2 tRNA genes are annotated in these 308 nt (G+C 42.9%); both read right to left on the bottom strand.

The annotated features are described in order from the left end of the window. Positions 1-41: 41 nt before the first annotated feature. A tRNA-Ala gene (locus CN326_RS23060) sits at positions 42-117 on the bottom strand. Between the two features lie 10 nt (positions 118-127). Further along, a tRNA-Ile gene (locus CN326_RS23055) sits at positions 128-204 on the bottom strand. Positions 205-308: the final 104 nt, after the last annotated feature.

Here is a 308-nt window from a genome sequence, read left to right as displayed (position 1 = left end):
CTAGTTTTCAAAGAACATATTCGCTATATAAAATAGCTTTATGGTGGAGCCTAGCGGGATCGAACCGCTGACCTCCTGCGTGCAAGGCAGGCGCTCTCCCAGCTGAGCTAAGGCCCCGTAATTTGTATGGTGGGCCTAAATGGACTCGAACCATCGACCTCACGCTTATCAGGCGTGCGCTCTAACCAGCTGAGCTATAGGCCCATACAAAACACAAGAATAATTTATATCATATTCTTTTTTTAAGAGTCAATACTTTTCTTGAACTCTCAAAACTAAACGAAAACAAAACACGGAAACTTTATTGA

The organism is Bacillus sp. AFS018417 (assembly GCF_002560985.1).
In the GTDB taxonomy this organism is placed as follows: domain Bacteria; phylum Bacillota; class Bacilli; order Bacillales; family Bacillaceae_G; genus Bacillus_A; species Bacillus_A rhizoplanae.
The sequence above is the reverse complement of the archived record's forward strand: the minus strand, read 5'-3'. Positions and strand labels throughout refer to the sequence as shown.